This window comes from Streptomyces sp. NBC_00829, from assembly GCF_045161795.1.
In the GTDB taxonomy this organism is placed as follows: Bacteria; Actinomycetota; Actinomycetes; order Streptomycetales; family Streptomycetaceae; genus Streptomyces.
In genome coordinates this window covers 6,171,237-6,198,202 of the sequence record NZ_CP108867.1, presented here as the reverse complement: position 1 = coordinate 6,198,202, position 26,966 = coordinate 6,171,237, and the positions used below count along the sequence as shown (strand labels likewise).

Sequence of the window (26,966 nt, the reverse complement as noted above, 5' to 3'; positions counted from 1 at the left end):
CGTAGCATGCCTCGCTCCGAAAGGCTCGTGTTCACAGCCGTTCGATGATCGTCACGTTGGCCTGGCCTCCTCCTTCACACATCGTTTGCAGTCCGTACCGCCTTCCTGTGCGCTCCAGTTCATGAAGCAGCGTGGTCATCAGCTTCACGCCCGTGGCGCCCAGCGGATGGCCGAGCGCGATGGCCCCGCCGTTGACGTTGACCCTGCCCGGGTCCGCCCCGGTCTCCTTCAGCCAGGCGAGGACCACCGGGGCGAAGGCTTCGTTGATCTCGACCAGATCGATGTCGTCGATCGACATGCCGGTCTTCTTCAGCGCGTACGCGGTCGCCGGGATCGGCGCGGACAGCATCCTGATCGGGTCCTCGCCGCGTACGGACAGATGGTGGATGCGGGCCCTCGGTGTCAGGCCGTGCTCGGCGACGGCGCGCTCGCTCGCGATCAGCATCGCGGCGGCGCCGTCCGAGACCTGGGAGGAGCACGCCGCCGTGATGGTGCCGCCCTCCAGGACCGGCTTCAGGGCCGCCATCTTCTCCAGGGTGGTGTCCCGGCGCGGGCCTTCGTCGGCCGTCATATCGCCGTACGCCACGATCTCCCGCCCGAAGCGGCCCTCGTCGATCGCGCGGACGGCTCTCCGGTGCGAGAGGAGCGCGAACTCCTCCATGGCACGGCGTGAGATCCCCCACTTCTCGGCGATCAGCTGGGCGCCGTGGAACTGGTTGACGGGCGCGTCCCCGTACCGGGCGCGCCAGCCGTCACTGCCCGCGAACGGCCCCGCCGTCAGCCCGAGCGGCTCGGCGGCCTGCCGGGAGGCGAAGGCGATCGGGATCTGCGTCATGTTCTGGACACCGCCCGCTACGACGAGGTCCTGGGTGCCGGAGAGCACCGCCTGGGCCGCGAAGTGCACAGCCTGCTGGGACGAGCCGCACTGGCGGTCGATCGTCACCCCGGGCACCTCCTCGGGCAGCCCCGCCGCCAGCCATGCCGTACGGGCGATGTCGCCGGCCTGCGGGCCCACCGCGTCCAGGCAGCCGAAGACGACGTCCTCGACGGCGGACGGATCGGCCCCCGAGCGCTCGACCAGCGAGCGCAGGACATGCGCGCCCAGGTCCGCGGGGTGGACCTGGGACAGACCGCCCCCGCGCCTGCCCACGGGAGTGCGAACCGCGTCGACTATGTAGGCCTCGGCCATGACAACTCCAGATTCGGTTACTGACGTTGGGCGATCCCGTCCAGCACCATCGACAGGTACTGCCGGGCGATCTCCTCGGGGCTGTGTCCGCCGCCCGGCCGGTACCAGGACGCGGCGACCCAGACGGTGTCGCGCACGAACCGGTAGGTGAGCCGGATGTCCAGGTCGGCACGGAAGATGTGGTCGGCGACGCCCCGCTCCAGCGTCCCCAGCCACGCCTTCTCGAACTTCACCTGCGAGTGGGCGAGGTAGTGGAAGCGTGGCTGCGCGGCCAGATGACGGGCTTCCTTCTGGTAGATGGCGACGGCGGCGCGGTGCCGGTCGATCTCCCGGAAGGACTCGGTGACCAGGGCCTCGATCGTCTCCCTGGGGCCGAGCCCGGCGGCGAGCACCGCGTCGTACCCCTGCCAGAGCTCGTCGAGGAAGGTCGAGAGGATCTCGTCGAGCATCGATTCCTTGGAATCGAAGTGGTAGTAGAGGCTGCCGGCGAGCATGCCGGCCTGGTCCGCGATGGTGCGGACGGTGGTGGCGTTGTAGCCCTGGGCGGCGAACACCTCGGCGGCGGTGGCCAGGAGCTCGCCCCGTCGCTCGGGCGAGGCGGTCACCTGGGTCTTCTTCTTGTTCGGCACACGGTCATTCTCCGGCTAAGGGTGCTGACTGCTGACGGAGACCACCTCACCGGTCAGATACGAGGAGTAGTCGCTGGCCAGGAAGACGATGGTGTTGGCGATCTCCCAGGGTTCGGCGTACCGCCCGAAGGCCTCCTTGGCGGTCAGCTCCCGAAGCAGTTCGTCCGAGGTGACCTTCACCAGGTGCGGGTGCATGGCAAGGCTGGGGGCGACGGCGTTGACACGTACGCCGTACTCCGCGGCCTCGATCGCGGCGCAGCGGGTGAGCGCCATGACTCCCGCCTTGGCGGCGGCGTAGTGGGCCTGGCCCGCCTGGGCGCGCCAGCCGACGACGGAGGAGTTGTTGACGATGACGCCGGTTCGTCCGGTGTCACGGAAGGAGCGCAGGGCGGCACGGGTGCAGCGGAAGGTGCCGTTCAGGGTGACGTCGAGGACCTTGTGCCACGCCTCGTCGCCCATGTCGACGAGGGCGGCCGTGCCTCCGAGGCCCGCGTTGTTGACGACGACGTCCAGGCCGCCGTGCTCGCTCACGGCCGCCTCGAACAGTGCCAGGACCTGGGACTCGTCGGTGACGTCGCAGGGCAGGGACGCCACGCGTCCGCCGCCGAACTCTCCGGCGAGCGCCTCCTCGCTCTCCCCCAGGCGGCGGGTGTGCGCGTCGCTGATGAGGACGCGGGCGCCCTCCTCCAGAAATCTGCGGGCGGTGGCGCCGCCGATGCCGGCGCCGGCGGCGGCGGTGATGACGGCCGTACGTCCCTTCAGCAGGCCGTGGCCCGGTACGTACTGCGCCCTGTTGTTCATCACAGCGGCACGTTAACCTACCAAACACTTGTTAGGGAAGGATGCGCGCATGGACCTGCACCACTCCGCCGACGAGGAAGCCTTCCGTGCCGAGGCCCGTGCCTGGCTCGCCGCGCATGTGCCCGCCGAGCCGCTCCCCTCCCTGGAGACGGAGGAAGGCTTCGCGGCGCACCGGGTGTGGGAGGCGCGGCTGTCCGCGGACCGCTGGTCGGCCGTCTCCTGGCCGCGCGCCTACGGCGGCCGGGGCGTCGGCATCTTCCACTGGCTGCTCTTCGAGGAGGAGTACTACGCGGCCGGCGCGCCCGGCCGGGTCTCGCAGAACGGCATCAACCTGCTCGCCCCCACGCTCTTCGACCACGGCACCGAGGAGCAGCGCGCCCGGGTGCTGCCCGCGATGGCGAGCGGCGAGATCGTCTGGGCGCAGGCCTGGTCGGAGCCCGGATCCGGCTCCGACCTCGCGTCGCTGACCTCCCGGGCGGAGCGTACGGACGGCGGCTGGCTGCTGAGCGGTCTGAAGACCTGGTCGTCGCGGGCGGCCTTCGCCGACCGCGCGTTCGGCATCTTCCGCACGGACCCGGAGGCGGCGAGGCCGCATCACGGTCTGACGTATCTGATGTTCGACCTGTCCGCGCCGGGGGTGACCGTGCGGCCGATCCGACGGCTCGACGGCAGGCCCGCCTTCGCCGAGCTCTTCCTCGACCAGGTCTTCGTACCCGACGAGGACGTGATCGGGGAGCCGGGACAGGGCTGGCGGATCGCGATGTCGACGACCGGCAACGAGCGCGGTCTGACCCTGCGCTCACCCGGCCGTTTCCTCGCCGCCGCGGACCGCCTCGTACGGCAGTGGCGGACGTCGGCAGCCGCCTGCCATGACACGGCGCTGCGCGACCGGGTGGCGGACGCCGTGATCGGGGCGCGCGCGTACCAGTTGTTCACCTACGCCAACGCCACGCGCTTCGCGTCCGGCGAGAGCATCGGCGCCGAGTCCAGCATGAACAAGGTCTTCTGGTCGGAGTACGACATCGCGCTCCACGAGACGGCGCTCGATCTGCTGGGCGCGGACGGCGAGCTGGCGGACGGCGAGTGGGCCGAAGGGTATGTCTTCTCGCTGGCGGGCCCCATCTACGCCGGTACGAACGAGATCCAGCGGGACATCGTCGCCGAGCGGCTGCTCGGCCTTCCGAAGGGGCGCCGCTGATGCGTTTTCTGCTCACCGACGAACAAAGGGCGTTCGCCGGGTCGCTGGACGCGATGCTGACCGCGGCGGACACTCCGGCGGTGGCCCGCGCCTGGGCGAGGGGCGACCATGCCCCGGGGCTGGCGCTGTGGTCGCGTGTCGCCGAGGCGGGGGTGTTCGCGCTCACCACCCCGGAGGCGTACGAAGGGGTGGGCCTGCTGCCGGTCGAACTGGCAGTGGCTTTCGTGGAGTTGGGGCGTCATGCGGTACCGGGACCGCTGGTGGAGACGGTCGCGGTGGCGGGACTGCTGGCACGCCTCGCGGAGCTCGGTGACGCGGCACCGGCGAAGCGGCTGCTGCCGGGGCTGATGGCGGGCGACCGGGCGGCGACTCTGGCGATGCCGGGAGAGGGGTTGGGGCAGCGGCAGGGACCGTATGCGCTGGACGCGGATGCGGCGGGGGTGACGCTGGTGGTGACGGACGACGCGGCGGGCCACGGCTCCGGGCGGGCCGCTTCGGGGACACACGCGGACGGCCCTGCATGGGATACGGACGTGAGGGGCCCCGGCCGCTCCGGACCTGCCGCTGCGGACCGGGCCCGTCCGGCGTCGCTGACCACCGCTGCCGGACACGGGCCCGTACGGCCCTCCGCGGACCCCGTGCGGCGGCTCGCCGAACCGTCCGGAGCCGGCGAGGTACTGGCCGAAGGTCCGCAGGTGCGGGACGCCGCCGCACACGCGGCCGGCATCGCCCGACTGGCCACCGCCGCGCAGGCACTCGGCGTCGGGCTCGCCCTCCTCGACCGGACCGTCGCCCACGTCAAGCAGCGCACCCAGTTCGGCACCGCCATCGGTTCCTTCCAGGCGGTCAAGCACCGGCTGGCGGACACCCTGATCGGGCTCGAATTCGCCCGGCCGCTGCTGTACGGCGCCGCGCTGTCCCTGGCCCCCGCCGATGTCGCCGCCGCGAAGGTGACCGCCTGCGAGGCCGCCTGCGAGGCCGCACGCACCGCGCTGCAGCTGCACGGCGCGATCGGCTACACCGATGAGCTCGACCTCTCGGTCTGGCTGCGCAAGGCGCGACCGCTGCGCTCCGCATGGGGCACTCCTGCCCAGTGCCGGGCCGCGGTGCTCCTGGCATGAGTGAAGGCCTGAGCGTCAGCGCCGCCGGTGCGTGCGCACGGGGGCGCCCGGCCGCCAGGCCCGTACCACCAGTTCCTCGCCGACGACTGCCGTGTGCACCACCTCGCCGAGCTCCGTGCGGAAGAGATGGAACGGCTGCGGCGGCCCCACCTCTTCGACGAACCGGGCGAGCACATCGGGATCGGTCTCCTCCACGGCACGCCCGGCGACCTTGACGTCCCCGCCGCCCATGGAGTCGTCCGGGCCGGGGTTCGCATGGACCGCGAACCGGGGATCACGCCGCAGATCCTGCGCCTTGCGGGAGCCCGGCATCATGCCGAGCCACAGCTGTCCGAAGCGGAAGTCCACTTCGAGTCCGCTCACCCGTGGCGAACCGTCGCTGCGCACGGTGGCCAGGACATGAAGCTTGTACAGCTGGAAGCGGCTCTGCACGGCGTCGGCGAAGTCGGGTTCCGCCGCCTGGAAGTCTGCCCATGAGCTCGGTGTCATGACACCATCGAACCGCTGAATCCGGACATCTTCTGTCGCGTTTCCGTCCGGCGGCGGATCGGATGCCGTCCCGGGGCCGGCGTGCTCTGCTGGAAGCGGATGGAGGCCGCCGCCGTGGCGGCGACCAGGAACCACACCCGGGAACCGCACCGGCCGGCCGAGGAGAATCCGATGGCGATCTTCATGCATGCCACCCTGACGGGCGTCACCACGGACCAGTACGACGCCCTCAACCGCGAACTGCAGTCCATGTCGGGAGACCTCTTCGCGGGGTGTCTGTCGCACGCATGCGTCGCGACCGGCTCCGGCCTGGAGATCTACGACATCTGGGAGTCCGAGGAGGCCATGAACACGTTCACGGAGCGGATGATGCCGGTCGCCGAGAAGCAGGGCATGATCCCGGGACCCGGCGGCGGTCCGGAGATCAGGGCGGTCCACAACTACTGGACGCCCGGGATGGCATAGCCGCGGGCTCCGGCCACGGGCTCGGGCCACGGACGGGCCACAGCCCGGGCCACGGGTTCAGGGACTCCTCAGCGTGACGACCGCGGCGCGGCCGTCCGTACGCAGCGACAGCGGCGCGTCGTCGTCCCACGCCGCCGCGTCGTACCGACCGAGGGTGACACCGGCTTCCTCCACGCGGGTGGATCCGTCCAGTGCGACGACCACGACCGTCGAGCGGGACGGCACGGCGACCGGCAGTCCCCCGCGCACCACCGAGACCAGAGCGGCCGTACGCCCCCTGTGATACATGACGTTGAAGTTGACGACGGGCCCGCCGAGCAGCCGCCCGTCGGTCTCCACGTCGCCGGGGAAGGCGTAGGGCCGGTAGCGCTCATCAGCCCGGATGTGCTGCCCGCCGACCGTGAGGTCCATGCCGTCCCCCTCGACGACAGTCAGGATCCGGTCCACGCCCGGGAACGCCGAGAAGGGCCCGTCCCCGCCGACCTCGGCGAGGCTGATCCGCCAGTCGAAGCCGCCCGTCGTGGCGCCCCGGGGCGAGACGGCGATCTCACGGGTGACGCCGCCACCGTTCTTCCACGGGAGGGCCATCCGGTCGGCGGCCCGCAGCAGTCGTACCGTCATCGCACGATCCCCTGCGCGCGTGCGGCGGCGAGCCAGAGCGGGAACTCGGCGACGAGCCGGTCGTACAGCTCCGTGTCGGGGACCTGCCGGGGGTCGGGTCCGGCGTGGAAGAACCCGGCGTTGTCGACGGCACGCCGGGCCGGGACGGCGAGTTCGTCGAGCTTGCGCAGGAAGTCGAACTGCGAACTCCGCTTGTTCCCGAAGCCGATGAACTGCCAGAACAGCGGCAGCTTCGCCGCCTTGCACAGGTAGCGCTCCGCAGCGTGCTTGCTGATCGGGCCGCCGTCCGTCTGGAAGACGACGAGCGCGGGTGCCGTCGAGCCGCTGTCGATGTAGTGGTCGATGACCGCGTCCATCGCCAGGTGGTAACTGGTCTTGCCCATATGGCCGAGACCCGCCACGATCGCGTCGATCCGGCCCCGGTGGTTGTCGAGGGCTATGTCGGTGACCGCGTCGATGTCCGTGGAGAAGAAGACCACCGGCACCCGGCCGTCATCGTCGAGATGTGCGGACAGTCCGAGCACCCGGTCGGCGAGCGCCTGGACACTGCCGTCCTTGTAGTACTCCCTCATCGAGCCGGAGTAGTCGAGGACCAGATAGACGGCCGCGCGCTCCTCGCTCAGCCGGTGCTTCTCCAGACAGACTCCGGCGCTCTTGTAGAGGCTCACGAGCGCGGGCGCCCGCTCCTCGACCTTACGGAGGCTGATGGCCGCCATGCCGGGCTCCGTTCTCGCTGTGGTCTGGGTGACGGAAGTGCCGAGAGTACGTCACACCGACGGGCGGGAGCGCCGAGCAGCCCGAAGGCAGGACGCAGCGCGGCGCCCGCCCATGTCCGGTCGGGGACGGGCAGGCGCCGCGTTCGTTTCCGTACGCCGTTGTACGGGACGACTATTGAGGTGGAGCGTCAGACCGTCAGCGCACGGTCGGTCGGGCGGATCGGGGCCGGGAGCTCGCTCGCCCCGGTGAGGAACCGGTCCACTCCGCGCGCTGCCGAGCGGCCCTCGGCGATCGCCCAGACGATCAACGACTGGCCGCGGCCGGCGTCACCCGCGACGAAGACTCCGGGGACATTGGTCTGGAACTCGGCGTCGCGCGCCACGTTGCCGCGCTCGTCGAGGTCCAGTCCGAACTGCTCGACGAGACCGTTGGACCGGTCCGTGCCGGTGAAGCCCATGGCCAGGGTGACCAGCTGCGCCGGGATGCGGCGCTCCGTGCCCGGCTTCTGGGTCAGCTTGCCGTCGACGAACTCGACCTCGATCAGGTGCAGGAACTGCACGTTGCCGTCCTCGTCGCCCTCGAAGTGGGTGGTCGAGACGGAGTAGACCCGCTCGCCGCCCTCCTCGTGCGCGGAGGTGACCTTGTAGAGCATCGGGAAGGTCGGCCACGGCTGGCCGGCCGCACGCTCGTCGCCCGGCCGCGGCATGATCTCCAGCTGGGTGACCGAGGCCGCGCCCTGGCGGTGCGCCGTGCCCACGCAGTCGGCGCCCGTGTCACCGCCGCCGATGACCACGACGTGCTTGCCCTCGGCGGTGATCGGCGGGGCCACGAAGTCGCCCTCCTGCACCTTGTTGGCGAGGGGCAGGTACTCCATCGCGAAGTGGACGCCGTTCAGCTCACGGCCCGGGGCCGGAAGGTCCCGGGAGACGGTCGCGCCCGCGGCGATGACCACCGCGTCGTACCGCCGCCGCAGCTTCGCCGCGTCGACGTCGCGGCCGATCTCCACCTCGGTACGGAACTTGGTGCCCTCCGCGCGCATCTGCTCGATGCGGCGGTTGATGTGCACCTTCTCCATCTTGAACTCGGGGATGCCGTAGCGCAGCAGTCCGCCGATGCGGTCGGCGCGCTCGTACACCGCGACCGTGTGGCCGGCCCGGGTCAGCTGCTGGGCGGCGGCCAGGCCCGCGGGGCCCGATCCGATGACCGCGACCGTCTTGCCGGAGAGGCGGTCCGGGGCCTGCGGACGGACGTCGCCGGTGTCCCACGCCTTGTCGATGATCGAGACTTCGACGTTCTTGATGGTGACGGCCGGCTGGTTGATGCCGAGGACGCACGCGGCCTCGCAGGGAGCGGGGCACAGCCGCCCGGTGAACTCCGGGAAGTTGTTGGTCGCGTGCAGGCGCTCGCTCGCCGCGGCCCAGTCCTCGCGGTAGGCGTAGTCGTTCCACTCGGGGATGAGGTTCCCCAGCGGACAGCCGTTGTGGCAGAACGGGATGCCGCAGTCCATGCAGCGCCCGGCCTGCTTGCTGATGATCGGCAGCAGCGAGCCGGGAACGTAGACCTCGTTCCAGTCCTTCAGACGCTCGTCCACCGGACGGGTCCGGGCGACCTCGCGGCCGGTGGTCAGGAAGCCCTTGGGGTCAGCCATGGGTCGCCGCCTCCATCATCTTCTCGGTGGTCTCCTGCTCGGAGAGACCGGCGAGCTCAGCGGCGTCCTTGGCGGCGAGCACGGCCTTGTACGTGGTCGGGATGATCTTGCTGAAGCGGTCCACGGCGACGGGCCACTCGGCCAGCAGCTTCTCTGCGACGGTCGAGCCCGTCTCCTCCTGGTGGCGGCGCACGACATCGTGCAGCCACTGCTTGTCGGAGTCGGACAGGGCCTCGATCGCTTCCAGGTTCCCGGAGTTGACATTGTCCCGGTCGAGGTCGACAACGTACGCGACGCCGCCGGACATGCCGGCCGCGAAGTTGCGTCCGGTCTCGCCCAGCACCACCGCGTGGCCGCCGGTCATGTACTCGCAGCCGTGGTCGCCCACGCCTTCCGAGACGACCGTGGCGCCGGAGTTGCGGACGCAGAACCGCTCGCCGGTGCGGCCTCGCAGGAACAGCTCGCCGCTGGTCGCGCCGTAGGCGATGGTGTTGCCCGCGATGGTGGAGTACTCGGCCAGGTGGTCGGCGCCCCGGTCCGGGCGGACGACGATACGGCCGCCGGAGAGGCCCTTGCCCACGTAGTCGTTGGCGTCGCCCTCCAGCCGCAGCGTCACACCGCGCGGGACGAAAGCGCCGAAGGACTGGCCGGCAGAACCGGTGAAGGTGATGTCGATGGTGTCGTCGGGCAGGCCCGCGCCGCCGAACTTCCGTGTCACCTCGTGGCCGAGCATCGTGCCGACGGTCCGGTTGATGTTCCGGATCGCGACCTGCGCGCGAACGGGCTGGGCGTCCTCGGCCGTGGCCACCTTCAGGGCCTCGGCGGCGAGCTCGATCAGCTCGTTGTCGAGGGCCTTCTCCAGACCGTGGTCCTGCTCGATCAGCTGGTGGCGCACGGCGCCTTCCGGCAGCTCGGGGACGTGGAAGAGGGGTGCCAGGTTCAGGCCCTGCGCCTTCCAGTGGCTCACGGCACGCTCGGTCTCAAGCACCTCGGCGTGGCCGACGGCCTCCTCGATCGTGCGGAAGCCCAGCTCGGCGAGGATCTCCCGGACCTCTTCGGCGATGAAGCGGAAGAAGTTGACGACGTACTCGGCCTTGCCGGAGAAGCGGTCGCGCAGGACCGGGTTCTGGGTGGCGATGCCGACCGGGCAGGTGTCCAGATGGCAGACGCGCATCATCACGCAGCCGGAGACGACGAGCGGCGCGGTCGCGAAACCGAACTCCTCGGCGCCCAGCAGCGCGGCGATGACGACGTCCCGGCCGGTCTTGAGCTGACCGTCCGTCTGCACGACGATGCGGTCGCGCAGGCCGTTGAGCAGAAGGGTCTGCTGGGTCTCGGCGAGGCCGAGCTCCCACGGGCCGCCCGCGTGCTTCAGCGACGTCAGCGGGGAGGCGCCGGTGCCGCCGTCGTGGCCGGAGATGAGGACGACGTCCGCGTGGGCCTTGGAGACACCCGCGGCGACCGTGCCGACGCCGACCTCGGAGACCAGCTTCACATGGATGCGGGCTGCCGGGTTGGCGTTCTTGAGGTCGTGGATCAGCTGAGCCAGGTCCTCGATGGAGTAGATGTCGTGGTGCGGCGGCGGCGAGATCAGGCCGACGCCCGGGGTCGAGTGCCGGGTCTTGGCGACCCAGGGGTAGACCTTGTGGCCGGGCAGCTGGCCGCCCTCGCCGGGCTTGGCGCCCTGCGCCATCTTGATCTGGATGTCGTCGGCGTTGACCAGGTACTCGCTGGTGACACCGAAGCGGCCGGAGGCGACCTGCTTGATCGAGGAGCGGCGCTCGGGGTCGTAGAGCCGGTCCGCGTCCTCGCCGCCCTCACCGGTGTTGGACTTGCCGCCCAGCTCGTTCATGGCGATGGCGAGGGTCTCGTGAGCCTCGCGGGAGATGGAGCCGTACGACATCGCGCCGGTGGAGAAGCGCTTGACGATCTCGCTGACCGGCTCGACCTCGTCGAGTGCGATCGGCTCGCGGTCGGACGTGAAGCCGAACAGGCCGCGCAGCGTCATCAGCCGCTCGGACTGCTCGTTCACGCGGTCCGTGTACTTCTTGAAGATGTCATAGCGCTTGCTGCGCGTGGCGTGCTGGAGGCGGAAGACCGTCTCCGGGTCGAACAGGTGCGGCTCGCCCTCACGGCGCCACTGGTACTCGCCGCCGATCTCCAGCGCGCGGTGCGACGCGGCGATGCCGGAGGCCGGGTAGGCCTTGGCGTGCCGGGCGGCGACCTCCTTGGCGACGACGTCGAGGCCGGCGCCGCCGATCTTGGTGGCGGTGCCGTTGAAGTACTTCTCGACGAAGGAGTCGTCCAGGCCGACGGCCTCGAAGACCTGGGCGCCGCGGTAGGAGGCGACGGTCGAGATGCCCATCTTGGACATGACCTTCAGGACGCCCTTGCCGAGCGCGTAGATCAGGTTGCGGATGGCCTGCTCGGGCTCCAGGCCCTCGATGAAGGTGCCGGCGCGGACCAGGTCCTCGACCGACTCCATCGCCAGGTAGGGGTTGACGGCTGCCGCGCCGTAGCCGATGAGGAGTGCGACATGGTGTACCTCGCGGACGTCACCGGCCTCGACCAGCAGACCCACCTGGGTGCGCTGCTTGGTGCGGATGAGGTGGTGGTGCACGGCGGAGGTGAGCAGCAGCGACGGGATCGGCGCGTGCTCGGCGTCCGAGTGGCGGTCGGAGAGGACGATCAGGCGGGCACCGTCCTCGATGGCCGCGTCCGCCTCGGCGCAGATCGCCTCGATGCGCTCCGCGAGGGCGTCGCCCCGGCCGCTGACCCGGTAGAGACCGGCGAGCGTGGCGGCCTTCATGCCCGGCATGTCGCCGTCGGCGTTGATGTGGATGAGCTTGGCGAGCTCGTCGTTGTCGATCACCGGGAAGGGCAGTGTGACACTGCGGCAGGAGGCCGAGGTCGGCTCCAGGAGGTTGCCCTGCGGGCCCAGCGAGGACAGGAGCGAGGTGACGAGCTCCTCGCGGATGGCGTCCAGCGGCGGGTTGGTGACCTGCGCGAAGAGCTGGGTGAAGTAGTCGAAGAGCAGTCGGGGGCGCTCGGAGAGGGCCGCGATCGGCGAGTCCGTGCCCATGGAGCCGAGCGGCTCTCCGCCGGTGCGGGCCATGGGCGCGAGGATGACGCGCAGCTCTTCCTCGGTGTAGCCGAAGGTCTGCTGGCGGCGGGTGACCGAGGCGTGGGTGTGGACGATGTGCTCGCGCTCGGGGAGGTCCTCCAGCTCGATCTCGCCGGTCTCCAGCCACTCCGCGTACGGGTGCTCGGCGGCGAGGGCGGACTTGATCTCGTCGTCCTCGATGATGCGGTGCTCGGCGGTGTCGACCAGGAACATCCGGCCGGGCTGGAGGCGGCCCTTGCGGACGACCTTGGCCGGGTCGATATCGAGGACGCCGACCTCGGAGGAGAGCACGACGAGTCCGTCGTCGGTGACCCAGTAGCGGCCGGGGCGCAGACCGTTACGGTCGAGGACCGCGCCGACCTGGGTGCCGTCGGTGAAGGTGACACAGGCCGGGCCGTCCCAGGGCTCCATCATCGTGGAGTGGAACTGGTAGAAGGCACGGCGGGCCGGGTCCATCGAGTCGTGGTTCTCCCACGCCTCGGGAACCATCATCAGCACCGAGTGCGGCAGCGAACGGCCGCCGAGGTGGAGCAGCTCCAGGACCTCGTCGAAGGAGGCGGAGTCGGAGGCGTCGGGCGTACAGACCGGGAAGATGCGGTCGAGCTTGTCGGGGCCGAAGAGGTCCGAGACGAGCTGGGACTCACGGGCGCGCATCCAGTTGCGGTTGCCCTTGACCGTGTTGATCTCGCCGTTGTGCGCGACGAAGCGGTACGGGTGGGCCAGCGGCCAGCTCGGGAAGGTGTTCGTCGAGAACCGCGAGTGGACCAGGGCGACGGCGGTGGCGCAGCGCCGGTCGGAGAGGTCCGGGAAGAAGGGCTCCAGCTGGCCGGTGGTCAGCATGCCCTTGTAGACGATGGTGCGGGCGGAGAGCGAGGGGAAGTAGACCCCCGCCTCGCGCTCGGCGCGCTTGCGCAGGACGAAGGCCTTGCGGTCGAGCGCGATGCCCGTGCTCTCGCCGTCGGCCACGAAGAGCTGGCGGAAGGCGGGCATCGTGGCGCGGGCGCCGTTGCCGAGGAGCTCCGGCGTGACGGGGACCTCGCGCCAGCCGACGACCGCGAGGCCCTCCTCGGCGGCGATCGTCTCGATCCGTGAGACGGCGTCCTCGCTGTCCTGTGCGGGGAGGAAGGCGATACCGACGGCGTACGAGCCGGCCTCGGGGAGCTCGAATCCGCTCACCTCACGCAGGAACGCGTCCGGCACCTGAAGCAGGATGCCGGCGCCGTCCCCGGAGTCGGGCTCGGAGCCGGTGGCGCCGCGGTGCTCGAGGTTCCGCAGTACGGTCAGCGCCTGCTCGACCAGCTCATGGCTGGCAACACCGGTGAGGGTGGCCACGAACCCGACACCGCATGCGTCGTGTTCGTTACGGGGGTCGTACATCCCCTGGGGGGCGGGGCGACCGTCCATGGGCGACCAGGCGTCGGAACGCATCGGCACTCCCGTCGTCGTCGTGGCATATGCAATTGCCGAGGGACGACGTTGGCCCTCTGCGAAATTTCGTGCAGGTTACATGATGGAGTGCTTCTCGAAAAGCGGATAGCTCATTCCAGCATGCGGACACCGCGCGAAGCGGTGGAGGTGGGTCACAAGCGGACAGATCGATATCCGCAGGGCCCTTCGCAGAGCAGGCCTCATTGCCCGCCGCGCTACGGCTCATGCCCGGTGGTTAAGGACTCGAAACCGCGGAGTTACGGCTGCTTATGTAGCGCCACGCATAGTGTCTCACCCGGAAGCGTTTTCGCAGAGGGGGCGTTCGTCACAACCTTCGGCACTCCGCCCGCCGGGCGCACGCCGAAGCACCGGCCCCAGGCGGGAGCCGGTGCGGGCCGCGGCCCGGAGCCCGGCGGCGGAAGCCGCGAGGGCCGGGGTACGGCGTCCGGGGGTGGGGAGCGGGATCAGACGGCGGCGCCGAACAGCGCCCCGAGCCCGTATGTGACGGCGGCCGCCGCACCGCCGAGGACCAGCTGGCGCAGTCCGCTGTACCACCAGCTGCGCGCGGTCACCCGGGCGACGAGCGCACCACAGGCGAAGAGACCGACGAGCGCGAGCAGCACCGCGGGCCACAGGTCGGTGGCGCCCAGAAGATAGGGCAGCACGGGCAGCAGCGCGCCCAGTGCGAACGAACCGAAGGACGAGACCGCGGCGACGAGCGGTGACGGCAGGTCGTCCGGGTCGATGCCGAGTTCCTCGCGGGCGTGGATCTCCAGCGCCTGCTCGGGGTCCCTGGAGAGCTGCATCGCCACCTCGCGGGCGAGCGCGGGCTCGACACCGCGCGCGACGTACAGCGCGGCGAGTTCCTCCATCTCGTCGACCGGGTGCTTACTCAACTCCCGGCGCTCGACATCGAGTTCGGCCTGTACGAGCTCGCGCTGGGAGGCGACGGAGGTGTACTCGCCGGCGGCCATGGAGAACGCGCCCGCCGCGAGACCCGCGAGGCCCGTGATCACGATGGTCTGCTGGGACACGGCACCACCGGCGACACCGGTCATCAGGGCGAGGTTGGAGACGAGTCCGTCCATCGCGCCGAAGACCGCGGGACGCAGCCAGCCGCCGTTCACATCACGGTGGGTGTGGTTGTCGCGGTGCGCCTCGTGCAGCGCAGCCTCGGTTTCGATGATGGACACGGCTCTCCCCTTCTCCGGCAGCGGACTTGAGGGTCCGCTCCCCCTCTGCACCCTCAAAAATACGCACTATGTAAGGGGCGCGCCAGCAAGGCAGGCCGTACTTACCTGGGCCCCTCCCCGGGGCCCGCCCCTGGGACAGTTCGGGTGACAAGTCGGGTGACAGGCACGTTTCTCAGACTCGTCGGGCGCCCGGTGTGGCACAGATGCAGGAACAGGCTCGGTGCGCGCGAAAGGGGCCCGCCCCATGGAGTTGATTGCATGCGATCCCGCCGATCCGACAGGTAAGGGGTCCCTGCTCAGGGATCGGGCCTGTGGGGCCCTGCTCGGCCTCGCGGTGGGCGACGCGCTCGGCGCGCCCGCCGAGAACATGCGGCCGTCCGAGATCCGCCGCAGATGGGGCCGTATCGAGGGCTTCGTGAGCGACGACCCCGCGGGCACGGACGACACGGAGTACGCGATCTTCTCCGGTCTGCTGCTCGCCCGGCACGGCTCGGCGCTGACCGTCGCCCATGTCGAGAAGGCGTGGCACCACTGGATCGCGGATCTGGACGAAGGCCCGTTCCGGGGAGCGGGATTCAGCGAGCGCGGCACCCTGGAGAACCTTCGGCGCGGTCTCGCCGCCCCCATCTCGGCGCAGCACCGGCACGCCTGGAGCGACGGACTGGCGATGCGCGCGGCGCCGTTCGGCGTCTTCGCGGCCGGCCACCCGGCGGAGGCGGCCCGGCTCGTCGCCATCGACGGCACGGTCAGCCACGACGGCGAGGGAATCTACGGCGGGCAGGCCGTCGCGGCGGGGGTGGCCGCGGCAATGGCGGGCGCCGGCCCGGCCTCGGTGATCGGCGCGGCGCTCTCGGTCGTCCCGATGGACTCCTGGACCGCCCGGTCGCTGCGCCGCGCGGTCGTGGCGGCACAGCGCACCCACACGGACACCCTGACGATGGAACGCGCGGTCCGCTCGGCGGTCGTCATCGGCGGCTACCCCTGGACGGACCTGGCCCCGGAGGCCGTGGGCCTGGCGTTCGGGGCGTTCGCCGCGGCTCGCGGCGACTTCCGGGCGTCCGTGCTGACGGCGGTCAACATGGGCCGCGACGCGGACACGACGGCGGCGGTGGCGGGCGCGCTGGCGGGCGCGATGTCCGGGACCACCGCGATCCCGGCGGCCTGGTCCGCGGCGATCGGCCCGGTCCGCGGCAGCTGCCTGCCCTCGATGCGGGGCTACCACGTCCTGGACATCGCGGAGCTGCTCACCCCCGACGACGACCCGCTGACACCGGACACCTGCTCCTCGCTACCGGATCCCGGCCGCCCGAAACCGGGCGCCTGCTGCGCCTCGCCGCACTCGGGCCGGCTGACACCGGGCGCCCGCTCATCGGGACCCGGCTCCGGCGCGCTCACGCCGGGCGTCGACGGCCAGGCGGCGTCATGACTCCCGGGCGGCGGGCCGCGCCCCGCCCCATCGAGGGGCTCCTCCTCGGACTCGCCGCCGGTGACGCCGCCGGATGGCCCGCCGCCCGGCACCGGGCCGCGCGGATGCCCGAGTGGACCCGCCGGCTCACCCGCGAGCTCGACACGTTCGCCGAGCAGAACGCAACCACCACCCTCCCCGTACCCATCGCCCTCAACCAGCCCCCCGAGCCCTTGCGCCTCGGCCCGTCCGATGACGCCGAGTGGGCCGCCTTCGCCGCCGAGACCGTGCTCACCGCCGCCGGTCATCTCTTCGCCTGCCTCGCCCCGGCCCGCCGGATGCGCGCCGCCGTCGACCTCGCCTGGAACTCGCTCGCCAGCGAGGTCGCCGCCGCCGCGGACCGCGCCCCCGAGGTCGAGTCCGCCGTACTCCCCCTGCGGGCCCGGATCTCCGTACGCGCCGGGCTCGGCAATCTCGCCACCGGCCTGCGCCCGCCCGCCACCGGGCACGACAACCCCCACTACTTCGACGACGCCGCCTGCGTGCGCGCCGTGGTCCTCGCCGTCGTCCACCCCGGCGACCCGGCGTCCGCCGCCGGACTCGCCGAGTTCGACGCGCGGTACACCCAGGACGGCGACGGGGTGCACGGTGCCCGCGCCATGGCCGCGGCGATCGCCGCGGCGCTCGGGGGCGCTGACGTGGACGACGCCGTGGACGCCGCACTCGCCGAACTCCCCGACACCACCGAGATCGGGCGCAACGCCCAGCACGCCGTCAAGCTCGCCCGGGACGCGGCGGGCGCCTTCGAACTCGTACCGCTCCTGGAGCACCAGATCGTCGACCACGTCTACAGCTACGGCATCGCCGCCGCCGAGACCGTCCCCGTCGCCCTTGCCGTCGCCACCGCGGCCCGCGGCCGGGTCGCCGAGGCCGTGCCCGCCGCCGCCTGCCTCTCCCGTGTCGCCGACTCCGCGCCCGCACTCGCCGGCGCCCTGACCGGAGCACTCGGCGGCGGCGGGTCCATCCCCTCCACCTGGCGCGACGCCTGCCGCACCCTGGCGGGATGTGCGCTCCCCCGTCTCGCCGGCACGGATCTCGTGGAACTCGCCGGGCTGCTGGCACACACGGAACTGACCGCCCCGGGTGGACAATTCCGACATGACGACGACACTCGCGACGCTCACACTCGATGACCGGATCACGGGATGCCTGATCGGCGCGGCGGTCGGTGACGCCCTGGGCGGCCCGGTCGAGGGCTACTCCCCCGAGCAGATCGTGGAGCGGCACGGCGGCCGTGTCCACGGCATCGTCGGGCCCTGGCACGGCGACGCATGGCGCACCGCCCGCCCCCTCGCCCCGTACCACAAGGGCGACGGGCACATCACGGACGACACCCTCATGACGCAGGCGCTGATCAGGGTGTACGCCACCGTCCGCGACCATCTCGACGCGTTCTCCGTCGCCGACCACCTGGTCCCCGACCTGATCGCCCACCCCCGCTGGATCCCCGAACTGGAAGCGGAGGCGCTGCCCCTGCAACGCGTCTTCCTCGCCGAGAAGTGGATCGTCACCCGCCTCCACTACGGCCACAACGACCCGCGCGAGGCGGGCGTCGGCAATATCGTCAACTGCGGCGCGGCGATGTACATGGCCCCCGTCGGCCTGGTCAACGCGGCCCATCCGACGGCCGCGTACGCCGAGGCCGTCGACATCGCCTCCGCCCACCAGTCGTCGTACGGCCGCGAAGCGGCCGGTGTCTTCGCCGCCGCGGTCTCCGCGGCCTGTCTTCCCGGCGCCACGCCCGCCAGCGTGGTCGAGACCGCGCTCGCCGTCGCCAAGGACGGGACCCAGGCCGCCATCGAGGCGGTGGCCGAAGTCGCCGCCGAGCACTCGGACTTCGAGTCGGCACTGGTCCCGCTGCGGGCCGCCGTGGCCCCCTTCGACACGGTCGGCCCCGACTACCGCTCCCCTTCCCTCGCCGCCCGGCGGCCCTCCCGGCTGCATTCCATCGAGGAGCTGCCCATCGCCCTGGGCATGGTGCTGGTGGGCGGCGGCGACTACCGCCGTACGGTCCTCGGCGCCGTCAACTACGGCCGCGACTGCGACTCGATCGCCACCATGGCCGGGGCCGTCGTCGGCGCGCTGCACGGCGCGTCCGCGGTGCCGGTGGACTGGGCGAAGACCGTCGCCGAGGCCAGCCGTATCGATCTGCACGCCCCGGCGGCGGAACTGGCCGCGGTCACCCGCGAGATCTTCGCCCTCGACGGTGAGCGCCGCCGCGCCCACGAGGCGGCGTTCGCCCGTCTGACGCGATCGTGACGGCGGATCTGCGGCTGACCTGGGTTCAGCCCGAGGATCTGATCGGCCACGAACTGCGCCAGGCGGAGGAGGACGGCCGCGACGCACGGCGGATCCGCAGCCGCTGGACCGAAGCGGGCGGCTCCCCGGCCCCGCCCTCCGCGGGGGCGTCCCCCGCCCCGGCGCCTCCGCACCTGCGCGCCCTGGCGCATCGGCTCCTGGACGAACTGGCCCTGCTCCCGTGCCCGTTGTCCGGGTACGAGCCGACTCCCCTGTCGCTGATCGCCGCGTCCTGCCCCGACTGGCCGGCCCTGTCTCCTGAGCCGGGAGGACACAGAGGCGCGGGGCGGCGCGGGACCCGGGAAGCGGGCCCCCTTCACGCCGCCTGGCTCGGCCGGGCCGTCGGCTGCCTGCTGGGCAAGCCGGTGGAAAAGCTCCCCCTCCACGCCATCCGCGCCATCGCCCGCGCCACCGGCAACTGGCCCCTCACCACCTGGTTCACCGCCAAGGGACTCCCTGCGGACCTCGCCACCACCCACCCCTGGAACCGCAGATCCGCGGCCACCTCGCTCGCCGAGAACATCGACGGGATGCCCGAGGACGACGACCTCAACTACCCTCTGCTCAATCTCCTTCTCCTCCAGCGCCACGGAAAGACGTTCACCACGGCCCAGCTCGCCCAGCTGTGGCTGGACGAGCTCCCGGCCGGCCGTACGTTCACAGCCGAGCGCGTCGCCTACCGCAATCTCCTGTCGGGCGTCGAGCCCCCGCTCACCGCGGCCCGCCGCAACCCCTTCCGGGAATGGATCGGCGCGGCGATCCGCGCCGATGTCCACGGCTGGACGCACCCCGGCGACCCCGCGTCCGCCGCCGCCCAGGCGCACCGGGACGCATCGCTGACCCACACCGCGAACGGCGTCTACGGCGCCATGTTCGTCGCAGCGGCCATCGCCGCCGCGGCCGGCGGCACGGCCGATGTGCACCAGGCCCTCGCCGCAGGACTCACCGTCGTACCCCCGCGCTCCCGCCTCTCCCGAGCCGTCCGCTTCGGTATCGAGACCGCCCGTGCCGAGCCCGGCTTCGACAGTGTCGTGGACCGGCTCCACTCGGTGCTCGGCCACTACCACTGGGTGCATGTGATCCCCAACGCCGCCCTTCTCGCCGCCGCCCTCACCCACGCCGACGGAGATTTCACCGGCTCCATCTGCCGTGCCGTCTGCGGCGGCTGGGACACCGACTCCAACGGGGCGACCGCCGGATCGCTCGCGGGACTGCTCGCCGGCCACCCCGACGCACTCCCCGACCGCTGGACCACCCCGCTCAAGAACCGTCTGGCCACCTCGGTCGCGGGTTTCGACGGCATCGGCTTCGACACCCTCGCCCACCTCACCCTCCAGGAGGCACTCCGCCCATGACAGGCATCGCGGTGCTCGGCAGCACCAACATGGACCTCGTCGCCTATGCCGCCATCGCCCCGAAGCGCGGGGAGACCGTGACGGGACGGGAATTCCGTACGATCCCCGGCGGCAAGGGGGCCAACCAGGCCGTCGCCGCCGCTCGCGCCGGCGGTGACGTCTCGATGATCGGGGCGGTCGGCTCGGACGAGTTCGGCGTACGGCTGCGGCACACGCTCGAATCCTCCGGAGTCGACACCGACCTCCTGCACACCGCGGAAGGCCCCTCCGGCACCGCGCACATCGTCGTCGACGACGAGGGCGGCAACTCGATCGTGGTGATCCCCGGCGCGAACGGCACCATCACCGCCCTCGCCCCCGGCGAAGAGGCTCTGATCGCCACCGCCGACACGCTCCTCCTTCAGCTCGAACTCCCTCTCAGCGCCGTGCTCGACGGCGCGCGTGCGGCCCGGCGCCACGGCGTACGGACCGTCCTCACCCCGGCCCCCGCCCAGCCGCTGCCTCTCGAACTGCTCTCCGCCACCGATCTGTTGGTGCCCAATGAGCACGAGGCCGCCACCCTCGCCGGCGTCGCCGACCCGCACCGCGCCGCCGAGACGCTGCTGCGCCAGGTCCCCGAGGTGGTGATCACGCTCGGCTCGGCGGGCTCCCTGTACGCAAGCCGGGACACGGCCCCGCTGACCGTCCCCGCCCCCCAGGTCACCGCCGTCGACACCACCGGCGCGGGCGACACCTTCGTCGGCGCCCTCGCCGTCGCGCTCGGAGAGGGCAAACCGATCGAACAGGCCCTCGCCTGGGCCTCGGCCGCCGCCGCCCTGTGCGTACAGCGTCCGGGTGCCTCCACCTCCATGCCCTACCGTCCCGAGATCGACGCCTCATGACCCGGCCACCGTCCCCGCTCCAGGGACTGCGCGTCCTCGACCTGGCCACGCTCTTCGCCGGCCCGCTCGCCGCGACCATGCTCGGCGACTTCGGCGCCGAGGTCGTCAAGATCGAGCACCCCACCCGCCCCGACCCCTCACGCGGCCACGGCCCCGACAAGGACGGCGTGGGCCTGTGGTGGAAACTCCTCGGCCGCAACAAGCGGACCGTCACCCTCGATCTGTCGACGCCCGGCGGCCGGGAGACCCTTCTGCGCCTCGCCGCCACAGCCGATGTGATCATCGAGAACTTCCGCCCCGGCACCCTGGAGAAGTGGCAGCTCGGCTGGGAGGCGCTGAGCGGTGCCAACCCCCGTGTCGTCCTGACCCGCGTCACCGGCTTCGGGCAGTTCGGCCCGTACGCCCACCGGCCCGGCTTCGGCACCCTGGCCGAGGCGATGAGTGGCTTCGCCTCCATCACGGGCGAGCCCGACGGTCCGCCCACGCTCCCCCCTTTCGGTCTCGCCGACTCGATCGCCGCCCTCGCCACCGCGTACGCCGTGATGACCGCGCTGGCCGCACGTGCCACCACGGGCCGTGGCCAGGTCGTCGACATGGCGATCATCGAGCCGATCCTGACGGTCCTCGGCCCACAGCCGCTCTGGTACGACCAGCTCGGCCATGTGCAGGCCCGCACCGGCAACCGCTCCCTCAACAACGCCCCGCGCAACACCTACCGCACCGCGGACGGCTCCTGGCTGGCCGTCTCCACCTCCGCCCAGTCCGTCGCCGAACGCGTGATGCGCCTCGTCGGCCGCCCGGAACTGATCGACGAACCGTGGTTCACCACCGGCAGCGGACGCGCGCAGCACTCCGACGTGCTCGACGAGGCGGTCGGCCACTGGATCTCCCGCCGGACCCGGGCCGAGGCCATGGACGCCTTCGAGAAGGCCGAGGCGGCGATCGCCCCGGTCTACGACGTCCGCGATGTCATGGAGGACCCGCAGTACCGGGCACTGGGCACCATCACCGAGGTCCCCGACCCCGAACTCGGCCCTCTCCGCATGCAGAACGTCCTTTTCCGGCTGTCCGAGACCCCCGGCTCCATCCGCTGGGCGGGCCGTCCCCACGGCGCCGACACGGAAGCGGTCCTGACCGAACTGGGCCTCACGCAGGCCGATATCGCCGCACTGAGGTCCCAGGGCGCCCTATGACCACCCCCCTCACCTATCTGTACGCCCCCGGGGACCGTCCCGAGGTCGTGCGCAAGGCACTCGCCTCCGGCGCCGACGCCGTCATCGTCGACCTCGAGGACGCCGTCTCCCCCGACCGCAAGCGGTACGCGCTGGCCGCGACGGCCGAACTTCTCGCTTCCCCTCAGACCCTGCCGGTCCATGTCCGCATCAACACCCCCCGTGACATCGAGGCCCTCATCGCGCTTCCGGGCCTCTGTGCTCTGCGTATCCCCAAGGTCGCACACGCCACTGACATCCGGCGGGTGGCCGCCCTCGCCCCGGGCGTCCCCCTCTGTCCACTCCTGGAGTCGGCACTCGCCATCGAGCACGCGTACGAGATCGCCACCGCGCACCCCGCCGTGCACGGCATCGCGCTCGGCGAGGCCGACCTCCGGGCCGACCTGGGCGTACGCGACGGCAGCTCGCTCGACTGGCCGCGCACCCGGATCGTGGTCGCCGCCCGCGCGGCCGGTCTCGCGCCCCCCACCCAGTCCGTCTTTCCCGACATCCTCGACCTGGACGCCCTCTACGCCTCCTGCACCCACGGCCGCGCCCTCGGCTTCCTGGGCCGGGCGGCCATCCACCCCCGCCAACTGCCGGTCATCGAGCGGGCGTTCCGTCCCACACCCGAGGAGATCGAGGCGGCGGAGGAGATCGTCAAGGCCGCGGCCACCGACGGGGGCGCCCTGGCCCTGCCGGACGGCCGCTTCGTCGACGCCGCGATCGTGGCCGCGGCACAGCGCACGCTCGCCCTCGCCCGACGGGAGGTGCCCTAGAACAGGGACCGGCCCTGGAACAGAAGGAGCCCGGCAACTGAAGGGCCCGGAAAGCGGGGCGGAAAGCGGGGCCGGGGAGCGGCCCGGAAGAAGGGGCAGAGGCCGGAGAAGCACCAGGCCGCCGGGACCCATCGGTCCCGGCGGCCTGCCGCACATCCGTCCGCCGTCAGCCCTTCTTGGCCGACTCCGCGTCCGTGTCCGCCACCGCGGTGGCCTGGTCCGTGCCGTCTGCCGCGCCGGCAGGCGCGTCGTCCGCCCCGGTGTCCTCCGCGGGAGCGTCGTCCGCGTCCTTCTCGGACGAGGCGTCTGCCGCGGGCTTCGCCACCGCCTTCTCCGCCCGGTCCGGCTCGACGACCTCCTCGCGCCCCGGCCGCACCCGCGCCGAGATCACCAGGTACACCACGGCCAGCACGAAGACGACGATCGCGGTCCACACATTGAGACGCAGCCCCAGCACATGATGTGCCTCGTCGACACGCATGTACTCGATCCAGGCCCGGCCCACGCAGTACGAGGCGACATAGAGCGCGAACGCCCGGCCGTGTCCCAGCTTGAAGCGCCGGTCGGCCCAGATGACCAGCAGCGCGACACCGACGCACCACAGGGACTCGTACAGGAAGGTCGGGTGGTACAGGCCCGCCTCTCGGTTCGTCCCTTCGGTGATCTTGAGGGCCCAGGGCAGATCCGTCGGCTTGCCGTACAGCTCCTGGTTGAACCAGTTGCCCCAGCGTCCGATCGCCTGCGCGAACGCGATGGCGGGGGCGAGGGCGTCCGCCCAGGCCGGGAGCGGGATCCCACGGCGACGGCAGCCGATCCAGGCGCCGACGGCGCCCAGCGCGATCGCGCCCCAGATTCCGAGGCCGCCCTCCCAGATCTTGAAGGCGTCGACCCAGTTCTCACCGTCGCTGAAGTACAGCTGGTAGTCGGTGATCACGTGGTAGAGCCGGCCGCCGACCAGACCGAAGGGCACCGCCCAGACAGCGATGTCGGCCACGGTGCCGGCTTTGCCGCCCCGAGCGATCCAGCGCTTGTTGCCGTACCAGACGGCCACAAATACGCCGATGATGATGCAGAAGGCATAGCCGCGCAGCGGGAGCGGTCCGAGGTGGAGCACTCCGGTCGACGGGCTGGGAATATAGGCAAGTGTCATGGCAGGTCCGACGCTACCCTGCCGGGTGGGACGTACCGCAACCCACCCGGCAACGTCTGGGTAACGAGCCTCGATCGCGGCAGCCGCCCCGGACCCGTCAGGAGGCGGGGGCGCTCGGGCTCGGCGTGGACCGCTCGGTGCCCGGCTTCTTGCCCTTGTTCGCCTCGTCGATCCATTTCTTGAAGTTGGGCACGGTGATCTGCTCGCCGGCCTTGTCCGGGAAGATCGACTCGCCGTTGAGCAGCACGGTCGGCGTGCCGCGGAAGCCACCGGTCTGGAAGGCGTCGTTCGACTTCACCACCCAGCTGTCGTGCTTGCCCTCCTCCACGCAGGAGCGGAAGGCGGGCGTGTCGAGACCCTCGACCTTGCCCGCGAGCTCGATCAGCCTGCTGTTCTTGCCGAAGGCGTCGTCGGGCTCCGGCGGCTGGTTCTGGTAGAGAACGTTGTGGTACGGGACGAACTTGCCGGCGTCCTGCGCGCAGGCCGCGGCATTGGCGGCGCGCAGCGATCCGCTGCCTCCCATGTTTCCGTCGATGATCGTCGCGAGGTGGTACTCGACCTTGATCTTCCCCGCGGCCTCAAGCTCGGTGATCGTGTCCCTGAACAGGTTCTCGAACTGGGCACAGACCGGGCAGCGGAAGTCCTCCCACACCGTGAGCGTGGAGGGCGCGTCGCTCGCGCCCACCGGGATGGCGAGCTGGTCCTTGCCCTGCACCCCCGCGGGGGCGAGGAGGGGTCCGGAGTCGGAACCGCCGTCCTTCTTCCCCGCGTTGGCCGCGATCACCCCGACGACGGCCGCGAGGCCGAGAACACCGACCACCGCTGCCGAGACGATCAGCAGCCGCCGGCGCTTCTCGCGCGCCTTGTCCTGCTCGCGTTCTTTCTGGAGCCGCTCGCGCGCGGTCCGCTTCCGTTCCTGGTTGTCGCTCACACCCCGCAAACGAACCGGGGAGGCACGTGCATGCCTCCCCGGTCCGAGATCCACCCGTACGAGCTACGCGCCCCTGCGGACGCCCTTGGCGAGGTCGGCCGCCAGTTCACGCACCGCCACCAGGCCCTCGGCCTCGTCCGGGGCGTCGAGCATCCGCTTCACGAACGCGGACCCGACGATGACGCCGTCGGCGAAGGCGGCGACCTCCGCGGCCTGCGCCGCGTTGGAGACCCCGAGGCCGACACAGACCGGCAGGTCGGTGGTGGCACGGGTGCGCGACACCAGGTCCTGAGCCTGTGCCCCGACCGACTCACGGGTGCCGGTGACACCCATCAGAGAGGCCGCGTACACAAAGCCGGAGCCGGCCGCCGTGATCTTCGCCAGCCGGGCGTCCTGGCTGCTCGGGGCGACGACGAAGACCGTGGCGAGGCCCTGCTTCTCCGCGTGCTCGCGCCATACTCCGGACTCCTCGACCGGCAGGTCGGGCAGGATGCAGCCCGCGCCGCCCGCCTCGGCGAGCTCGGCGGTGAACCGCTCGATGCCGTAGCGGTCGATCGGATTCCAGTACGTCATGACGAGGACCGGCTTCCCGGTCGCCTCGTGTGCCTCGCGGACCGTGCGCATCACGTCGGCGATCTTGACGCCGCCGCGCAGGGCGATGTCGTCGGCGGTCTGGATAACGGGCCCGTCGAGGACCGGGTCGCTGTGCGGAAGGCCGACCTCGACCACGTCGGCGCCGCCGTCGAACGCGGCCTTGACCGCCTCGATCCCGCCTTCGACGGTCGGGAAACCGGCCGGGAGGTACGCGATGAGCGCGGCCCGGTTCTCGTTCCTGGCCTGCGCCAGGGTGTCGCTCAACAGCTGGATGTTGCCGCTCACTTCGCGTCCCCCTCGCCGTCGTACAGCCCGAAGTAACGGGCGGCGGTGTCCATGTCCTTGTCACCGCGGCCGGACAGGTTGATGAGGACCAGCCCGTCCTTGCCGAGTTCCCGGCCCACATCGAGCGCTCCGGCCAGCGCGTGCGCGGACTCGATCGCCGGGATGATGCCTTCCGTGCGGGAGAGCAGCCGCAGGGCCTGCATCGCCTCGTCGTCGGTGACCGCGCGGTACTCCCCGCGCCCGATGTCCTTGAGGTAGGAGTGCTCGGGGCCGATGCCCGGGTAGTCGAGTCCGGCCGAGATGGAGTACGGCTCGGTGATCTGGCCCTCCTCGTCCTGCAGGACGTACGACCGCGAGCCGTGCAGGATGCCCGGCTCGCCCGCCGTCAGGGTGGCCGCGTGCTCGCCGGACTCGATGCCATGGCCCGCGGGCTCACAGCCGACGAGCCTCACGGAGGCGTCCGGGATGAAGGCGTGGAACAGCCCGATGGCGTTGGATCCGCCGCCGACACAGGCGACGGCCGCGTCGGGGAGACGGCCGGCCCGCTCCAGGATCTGGCGGCGGGCCTCCACGCCGATGACCCGGTGGAAGTCCCGGACCATCGCGGGGAAGGGGTGCGGCCCGGCGACCGTGCCGAAGAGGTAGTGCGTACGGTCCACATTGGCGACCCAGTCGCGGAACGCCTCGTTGATGGCGTCCTTGAGGGTCCTGCTGCCGGAGGTCACCGGGACGACCTCGGCGCCGAGCATCCGCATCCGGGCCACGTTCAGCGCCTGGCGCCGGGTGTCGATCTCGCCCATGTAGATCGTGCACTCGAGACCGAAGAGGGCGCAGGCGGTCGCGGTCGCGACGCCGTGCTGGCCGGCACCGGTCTCGGCGATGACCCGGGTCTTGCCCATCCGCCGGGTGAGCAGCGCCTGGCCCAGCACGTTGTTGATCTTGTGCGAGCCGGTGTGGTTGAGGTCTTCGCGCTTCAGGAAGACGCGCGCGCCGCCCGCGTGCTCGGCGAACCGGGGCACCTCGGTGAGGGCGCTGGGGCGGCCCGTGTAGTTGACCATCAGGTCGTTGAGCTCGGCGGCGAAGACCGGGTCCGCCTTGGCCTTGTCGTATTCGACGGCGACCTCGTCCACGGCGGCGACGAGCGCTTCGGGAATGAACTTGCCGCCGAAGGCGCCGAAGTAGCCGTCCGCGCTGGGAACGTGGCCGTCCGGGTCGGGAATGAAGAAGTCAGAAGTCATCCGACGTACTCCTCAGAAGGGGCTGACGCCCCTGAAGTCTGGTGTGCGATGGACACGGTATGCGCGCGCGGCCGCGCGCCGGGGCTCCGCCCCGGATCCTGGGACCCGATCGCCCGGCGTGAGGGGCTTTTCAGCCCGTCGGGGGATCGAGGACCC

24 protein-coding genes are annotated in these 26,966 nt (G+C 71.4%); 10 read left to right on the top strand and 14 right to left on the bottom strand.

Features of this window, described 5'->3' with window-relative positions:
* Positions 1-31 precede the first annotated feature (31 nt).
* Genes OG293_RS27545 through OG293_RS27535 form a run of 3 tightly spaced genes read right to left on the bottom strand, consistent with a single transcriptional unit; the run spans position 32 to position 2,619 of the window.
* Positions 32-1,189 (bottom strand): acetyl-CoA C-acetyltransferase, encoded by a 1,158-nt coding sequence (locus OG293_RS27545; protein WP_406001471.1) that lies wholly within the window; start codon positions 1,187-1,189, stop codon positions 32-34.
* Between the two features lie 17 nt (positions 1,190-1,206).
* Complete coding sequence (locus OG293_RS27540) at positions 1,207-1,818, bottom strand: TetR/AcrR family transcriptional regulator (protein WP_406001470.1); 612 nt, start codon at positions 1,816-1,818, stop codon at positions 1,207-1,209.
* Between the two features lie 15 nt (positions 1,819-1,833).
* Positions 1,834-2,619 carry an SDR family oxidoreductase gene (locus OG293_RS27535; protein WP_406003728.1) on the bottom strand — a complete coding sequence of 262 codons (786 nt, stop codon included), beginning with the start codon at positions 2,617-2,619 and terminating at the stop codon, positions 1,834-1,836.
* 49 nt (positions 2,620-2,668) lie between these two features.
* On the opposite strand from OG293_RS27535, the gene OG293_RS27530 reads away from it, so the two are divergent.
* Both OG293_RS27530 and OG293_RS27525 read left to right on the top strand, forming a co-directional pair.
* Positions 2,669-3,817, top strand: coding sequence for an acyl-CoA dehydrogenase family protein (locus tag OG293_RS27530; protein ID WP_406001469.1), 1,149 nt, complete (start codon positions 2,669-2,671; stop codon positions 3,815-3,817).
* Positions 3,817-4,938, top strand: a complete 1,122-nt coding sequence (locus OG293_RS27525; protein ID WP_406001468.1) for an acyl-CoA dehydrogenase family protein — start codon at positions 3,817-3,819, stop codon at positions 4,936-4,938. The genes OG293_RS27530 and OG293_RS27525 overlap by 1 nt, the downstream gene beginning before the upstream one ends.
* 15 nt (positions 4,939-4,953) lie before the next feature.
* On the opposite strand, the gene OG293_RS27520 is transcribed toward OG293_RS27525, so the two are convergent.
* Positions 4,954-5,427: a pyridoxamine 5'-phosphate oxidase family protein gene (locus OG293_RS27520; protein ID WP_406001467.1), complete on the bottom strand. Its 474-nt coding sequence runs from the start codon at positions 5,425-5,427 to the stop codon at positions 4,954-4,956.
* Complete coding sequence (locus OG293_RS27515; RefSeq protein ID WP_406001466.1) at positions 5,424-5,612, bottom strand: hypothetical protein; 189 nt, start codon at positions 5,610-5,612, stop codon at positions 5,424-5,426. The genes OG293_RS27520 and OG293_RS27515 overlap by 4 nt, the downstream gene beginning before the upstream one ends.
* On the opposite strand from OG293_RS27515, the gene OG293_RS27510 reads away from it, so the two are divergent.
* Positions 5,599-5,892, top strand: a complete 294-nt coding sequence (locus tag OG293_RS27510; RefSeq protein ID WP_406001465.1) for a hypothetical protein — start codon at positions 5,599-5,601, stop codon at positions 5,890-5,892. The two genes, OG293_RS27515 and OG293_RS27510, sit on opposite strands and share 14 nt — an antisense overlap.
* A gap of 57 nt (positions 5,893-5,949) precedes the next feature.
* Here OG293_RS27510 and OG293_RS27505 read toward each other — a convergent pair whose 3' ends face one another.
* From OG293_RS27505 to OG293_RS27485, 5 genes are all read right to left on the bottom strand, one after another.
* Positions 5,950-6,513: a HutD family protein gene (locus OG293_RS27505; protein ID WP_406001464.1), complete on the bottom strand. Its 564-nt coding sequence runs from the start codon at positions 6,511-6,513 to the stop codon at positions 5,950-5,952.
* On the bottom strand, positions 6,510-7,229 hold the full coding sequence (locus OG293_RS27500) for a vWA domain-containing protein (RefSeq protein WP_406001463.1): 720 nt from the start codon (positions 7,227-7,229) through the stop codon (positions 6,510-6,512). Before OG293_RS27500 ends, OG293_RS27505 begins: the two co-directional genes overlap by 4 nt.
* Before the next feature lie 188 nt (positions 7,230-7,417).
* Positions 7,418-8,878, bottom strand: a complete 1,461-nt coding sequence (locus OG293_RS27495) for a glutamate synthase subunit beta (protein WP_406001462.1) — start codon at positions 8,876-8,878, stop codon at positions 7,418-7,420.
* Complete coding sequence (gene gltB, locus OG293_RS27490; protein ID WP_406001461.1) at positions 8,871-13,430, bottom strand: glutamate synthase large subunit; 4,560 nt, start codon at positions 13,428-13,430, stop codon at positions 8,871-8,873. Before gltB ends, OG293_RS27495 begins: the two co-directional genes overlap by 8 nt.
* 464 nt (positions 13,431-13,894) lie before the next feature.
* A complete protein-coding gene (locus OG293_RS27485) occupies positions 13,895-14,623 on the bottom strand; it encodes a VIT1/CCC1 transporter family protein (RefSeq protein WP_406001460.1) in 729 nt (242 codons plus the stop codon).
* Positions 14,624-14,867: 244 nt separating this feature from the next.
* Between OG293_RS27485 and OG293_RS27480 the strand changes: the two genes are divergently transcribed.
* Genes OG293_RS27480 through OG293_RS27450 form a run of 7 tightly spaced genes read left to right on the top strand, consistent with a single transcriptional unit; the run spans position 14,868 to position 22,612 of the window.
* On the top strand, positions 14,868-16,049 hold the full coding sequence (locus OG293_RS27480; RefSeq protein ID WP_406001459.1) for an ADP-ribosylglycohydrolase family protein: 1,182 nt from the start codon (positions 14,868-14,870) through the stop codon (positions 16,047-16,049).
* The gene (locus OG293_RS27475; RefSeq protein ID WP_406001458.1) at positions 16,046-17,221 is read left to right on the top strand and encodes an ADP-ribosylglycohydrolase family protein; all 1,176 of its coding nucleotides are present in this window, start codon (positions 16,046-16,048) and stop codon (positions 17,219-17,221) included. The genes OG293_RS27480 and OG293_RS27475 overlap by 4 nt, the downstream gene beginning before the upstream one ends.
* Positions 17,187-18,347 (top strand): ADP-ribosylglycohydrolase family protein, encoded by a 1,161-nt coding sequence (locus tag OG293_RS27470; RefSeq protein WP_406001457.1) that lies wholly within the window; start codon positions 17,187-17,189, stop codon positions 18,345-18,347. Before OG293_RS27475 ends, OG293_RS27470 begins: the two co-directional genes overlap by 35 nt.
* Positions 18,344-19,741: an ADP-ribosylglycohydrolase family protein gene (locus OG293_RS27465; protein WP_406001456.1), complete on the top strand. Its 1,398-nt coding sequence runs from the start codon at positions 18,344-18,346 to the stop codon at positions 19,739-19,741. Before OG293_RS27470 ends, OG293_RS27465 begins: the two co-directional genes overlap by 4 nt.
* Positions 19,738-20,622 (top strand): ribokinase, encoded by an 885-nt coding sequence (rbsK, locus tag OG293_RS27460; protein WP_406001455.1) that lies wholly within the window; start codon positions 19,738-19,740, stop codon positions 20,620-20,622. Before OG293_RS27465 ends, rbsK begins: the two co-directional genes overlap by 4 nt.
* The gene (locus tag OG293_RS27455; RefSeq protein WP_406001454.1) at positions 20,619-21,815 is read left to right on the top strand and encodes a CaiB/BaiF CoA transferase family protein; all 1,197 of its coding nucleotides are present in this window, start codon (positions 20,619-20,621) and stop codon (positions 21,813-21,815) included. Before rbsK ends, OG293_RS27455 begins: the two co-directional genes overlap by 4 nt.
* Positions 21,812-22,612 carry an HpcH/HpaI aldolase/citrate lyase family protein gene (locus OG293_RS27450; protein WP_406001453.1) on the top strand — a complete coding sequence of 267 codons (801 nt, stop codon included), beginning with the start codon at positions 21,812-21,814 and terminating at the stop codon, positions 22,610-22,612. Before OG293_RS27455 ends, OG293_RS27450 begins: the two co-directional genes overlap by 4 nt.
* A 166-nt stretch (positions 22,613-22,778) precedes the next feature.
* On the opposite strand, the gene lgt is transcribed toward OG293_RS27450, so the two are convergent.
* The 4 genes from lgt to trpB all read right to left on the bottom strand — a co-directional run bounded on the left by lgt (position 22,779) and on the right by trpB (position 26,810).
* Positions 22,779-23,762: a prolipoprotein diacylglyceryl transferase gene (lgt, locus tag OG293_RS27445; RefSeq protein ID WP_406001452.1), complete on the bottom strand. Its 984-nt coding sequence runs from the start codon at positions 23,760-23,762 to the stop codon at positions 22,779-22,781.
* Positions 23,763-23,859: 97 nt separating this feature from the next.
* On the bottom strand, positions 23,860-24,693 hold the full coding sequence (locus OG293_RS27440; RefSeq protein WP_406001451.1) for a DsbA family protein: 834 nt from the start codon (positions 24,691-24,693) through the stop codon (positions 23,860-23,862).
* Positions 24,694-24,756: 63 nt separating this feature from the next.
* Positions 24,757-25,572 carry a tryptophan synthase subunit alpha gene (gene trpA / locus OG293_RS27435; RefSeq protein ID WP_406001450.1) on the bottom strand — a complete coding sequence of 272 codons (816 nt, stop codon included), beginning with the start codon at positions 25,570-25,572 and terminating at the stop codon, positions 24,757-24,759.
* The gene (gene trpB, locus OG293_RS27430) at positions 25,569-26,810 is read right to left on the bottom strand and encodes a tryptophan synthase subunit beta (RefSeq protein ID WP_406001449.1); all 1,242 of its coding nucleotides are present in this window, start codon (positions 26,808-26,810) and stop codon (positions 25,569-25,571) included. The genes trpA and trpB overlap by 4 nt, the downstream gene beginning before the upstream one ends.
* Between the last annotated feature and the right edge of the window lie 156 nt (positions 26,811-26,966).